This is a genomic window from Paenibacillus timonensis (assembly GCF_022427145.1).
Taxonomy (GTDB): domain Bacteria; phylum Bacillota; class Bacilli; order Paenibacillales; family Paenibacillaceae; genus Fontibacillus; species Fontibacillus timonensis.
In genome coordinates, this window is the sequence record NZ_JAKSXN010000134.1 from 1 (window position 1) to 1,504 (window position 1,504).

General features: G+C 51.1%; 1 protein-coding gene. It reads right to left on the reverse strand.

Annotated elements, in window-relative coordinates; translation table 11 throughout:
• Window positions 1-46: 46 nt before the first annotated feature.
• Window positions 47-1,411: an ISNCY family transposase gene (locus MJ257_RS24515; RefSeq protein ID WP_019007868.1), complete on the reverse strand. Its 1,365-nt coding sequence runs from the start codon at window positions 1,409-1,411 to the stop codon at window positions 47-49.
• Window positions 1,412-1,504: the final 93 nt, after the last annotated feature.

Genomic DNA, 1,504 nt, shown 5'->3' on the forward strand with positions numbered 1-1,504 from the left:
TGGCTGGGTTGTGAGGGGGAACTTTCCCTAATGATCGGTTTCCATGTTAGTTTTGGAGCATTTTTGCCGCTCTTTGCAGGTTGTGGGTCAGAATCCCGAAGCCGACCCAGCATTTTGAGCCGACAAAGCCCCGATACCTGCTGCGGTTCAAACCGTACTTCCGCTTGAGAAGACTAATCTTCGCTTCTCCAGCTGCACGGTAACGCTGCAAGTCTTTGAACCATAATTCGTTTTCGTACTCGGATCGGGCAATGCCTTTTTTGCCCTTTCGCGGCAAGCTAGCTCGCTTCACACCAAGTTCGGTAATGGCCGTTTCGTTCTTCTTGCTTGAGAAACCGCGGTCGGTCGCTACAGCTTGCGGCGCTTTGCCGAATTGCTTGATATGCGCCTGTACAGCGGGAACGAGCAGTTCATCATCCGAGGGGTTCCCCTCGTAGACAGCGTAGCCGGTCACAAAGCCGCTTTCCGTCTCGTCGATTCGCACCTTGTAGCCGAACTCAGTTCCTTTGGCCAGCTTACCTTTCTTAATCGGTCTTGCTTCCGGGTCAAAGAAACTGACGATCCGATCTGCGATGATTCGATTGCCGGAAACGACCTGTTTGGCTTGTTCCAACAACTTGCCGGTTAGCGTGACCGCCTCGGTCAGTTTGGTTTTACTTTGTCGAAGAGCAGCTTTGCCCTTGTCTTGCAGTTTCTCGATAACGGCTTGCGCCTTGTTCACAACGTTCTCGGCTACTTCGATTACGCTCCCAGTGATCCGGTCAACTTCTTCCCAAGATTCACGGGTGCGGCGACGTAGAACTTTCGCGATGGACAGAATCTTTTCCTTGATTTCTGCCGTACGATCTTCAAAGCCTTGAACAGTGTGGGAGGCGACTTTCCGGATTTTCTGAATCGTTCGAGTGATGACTTTTACGCCATCTTGCAACAGCGTAGCGTCTGTCGGGTGATGGATGTCGGATTCCACAACCGTCGTATCCGTGCGCAATTTGCGGGTTTTCAGAACGGCTTTTTCCTCACACTGCTTTACGAGTGCGGCATTGATGTCTTCGACGATCTTGTCGCCGTAGCGTTTGCGGGCATAGATGAGCGTAGACGGGTCGGGCATCGGTTCGTCGATGGCAAACCGGCAGAACATTCGCCATGTGATGCTGTCACCGACTTCCTTCACGAGTGACTCGTAGCCCAAATTGTATTTATGCTTCAGGACCATAAGACGGATGTACTTTTCAATTGCAAGCGTAGGACGGCCGCTTTTCTTGCCTTTCGGGTGCAACTCAGTAAACGGTTGAAGAAAACGGTCGTCGTCCAGTAATTGATCTATGATTGCAAGCTCGACCGGCAACTTTCTAACAGATTCCGGGAGAATGGCATCCCAGATGGTCAATTGCTCGTCTCGAAGTTTCAACATTTTCTTCACCTCTTGGAAGGATTCCCGAGGGCTTCTGTTGAACTCCTATAGCAAAGGAATTCTTCCCTCGGGGTGTGGAACTTTGTTATCTCG

Bases quoted from the DNA above. Each gene is read 5' to 3' on its own strand.
- MJ257_RS24515 (WP_019007868.1), bottom strand. From the start codon at position 1,411: ATGTTGAAACTTCGAGACGAGCAATTGACCATCTGGGATGCCATTCTC.